Origin of the sequence: Acinetobacter sp. Q85-2, from assembly GCF_013420555.1 — a bacterium.
Classification (GTDB): domain Bacteria; phylum Pseudomonadota; class Gammaproteobacteria; order Pseudomonadales; family Moraxellaceae; genus Acinetobacter; species Acinetobacter indicus.
Map to the genome: position 1 here is coordinate 1 of NZ_VOXW01000045.1, position 1,700 is coordinate 1,700.

Here is a 1,700-nt window from a genome sequence, read left to right on the forward strand (position 1 = left end):
CAGATTCCGTTAAAACAGTTTATCGGCGCGCAGGTTGCCGTCGATCAGGTCACTGACCAGGGCCAGCTATTTCGCAGCAGCGGTATTATCACCGCAGCCGCGCAAGGCCAGAGTGATGGCTCTCTCACCCTCTATAAACTTACGCTAGAAGATCCAACCGCACTCTGGCATAAACGCCGTAACAGCCGTGTGTTTATGAATAAAAGCGTGCGTGAGGTCAGCGAGATCTTATTTAAAGAATGGCAGAACAAAAGCCCGCTCTTTGCTGCCAGCCTGACTCTGGACTTAACCGGACTGACCCAGGAACTGGATGTGCGTCCTTTTATCATGCAGTCCAATGAAACCGACTATGACTTTTTGACCCGGCTCTGGCGTAGTGAAGGGATTAACTGGCTGATTGATGAAGCCCAGTTACAGGTCGTACATTCCAGCAGCCCGATACAGGCCCAGAAACTGCGCCTGATTGATGACAACAGCCAGTACAGTGCCTTAAACCGCCGCAGCATTCGTTTTCATCGCTCCAGTGCCACCGAACAACTGGACAGCATCACCCAGTTGATTGCCCAGCGCAGCCTGCAACCGACTGCCGTACATCTACAACGCTGGCAGTCGGATAGCCTGAGTCAGGAAGAAGGTGCCGGTTCCGTACAAAGCAAACACCAGCATAGCCATAATCAGGACAATGCCAGCTTAAGTCTGGAACAAGCCTGGCAGATCAGCCCGGCCTGGATGCAGGATTTAAATGGCGAAGACCAGGCCACCGCATCCTCTAATAACCAGCTGGATAAACTGAACCAGAACCTCAGTCACTACAACGACCTGCAATCCAAATACTTCAGCGCCCATTCCACCGTCCGTGATGCCCAGGTTGGCTACTGGTTTGAACTGAATGAACATCCGGAAATTGACCAGCACAGCGCAGCCGACAAAGAATTTCTAATTACCGGCAAACAGTTCTATAACCAGAACAACTTACCTAAAGACCTCAATCAGCAGATTAACCAACTACTCAGCCAGAGCCACTGGCATAGCCATTTTAGTTTTCAACACGAACAACACCCGGATGAACGTCAAGGCAATACCTTAACCCTGCAACGTCGCAACATCCGCACCGTCCCGGAATACCATCCACTACAGCACCGACCAGCAGCCCATCCGCAGCGTGCTCGGGTGGTCGGTCCTGCTGGCGAAAGCATCCATGTCGATGAATGGGGACGGATTAAAGTCCGCTTCCTGTTTACCCGCAGTGATGACCATCAGCATGATGGTGGGGCCGGCAGTAATGACAATGACACCGATTCCGCCTGGGTCGATGTACTGACGCCTTGGGCCGGAGAAGGCTACGGGGCACGTTTCCTGCCACGGATTAATGAAATTGTGGTGATCGACTTCTTTGACGGTAACATCGACCGGCCTTTCGTGGTTGGTCGTTTACATGAAGCAGAACGCTCGCCAACCCAATTCGACCAACAAGGCCAACTACCCGACACCAAAAAACTCAGCGGGATCCGCTCACAGGAAATTGAAGGCAGTGGTTTTAACCAGCTGCGCTTTGATGATACTTCGAAGCAGATCTCTGCCCAGCTGCAAAGCAGCCATGGTGCGACCCAACTGAACCTGGGGAACTTGAGCCATCCCAAAGCCAGCGCTGAAAGTGATGGCCGTGGTGAAGGTTTTGAACTGAGAACCGATCAGTGGGG

General features: G+C 52.4%; 1 protein-coding gene. It reads left to right on the top strand.

Going from position 1 to position 1,700, the window contains the following annotated elements:
* The coding region (locus FTT68_RS13950; RefSeq protein WP_180175432.1) for a type VI secretion system Vgr family protein at positions 1-1,700 on the top strand (1,700 nt) is incomplete at both ends.